This window comes from Neisseria sp. P0001.S005 (assembly GCF_051963715.1).
On sequence record NZ_JBQCTZ010001130.1, the window covers coordinates 1 to 224 of the forward strand.

The 224-nt window shown below is 52.7% G+C and carries 1 protein-coding gene; it reads left to right on the forward strand.

Features of this window, described 5'->3' with window-relative positions:
- Nucleotides 1-224 (forward strand): 16S rRNA (cytosine(1402)-N(4))-methyltransferase (mraW, locus tag ACTHSP_RS24300; RefSeq protein WP_440347255.1); only part of this gene is annotated, 224 nt, incomplete at both ends.

The following is a 224-nucleotide window of genomic DNA, read 5'->3' on the forward strand; positions in this document are numbered from 1 at the left end:
CGCTTTTTGATTTGGGGATTTCGTCGCCGCAAATTGACGATGGCAGCCGCGGATTCAGTTTCCGCTTTGATGCGCCGTTGGATATGCGGATGGATCCGACTCGCGGGATGTCTGCGGCAGAATGGATTGCAACTGCATCCGAACAGGATTTACACGAGGTAATTAAGAATTATGGTGAAGAGCGGTTTAGTCGCCAGATTGCGCGCGCCATTGTTGCGCAACGC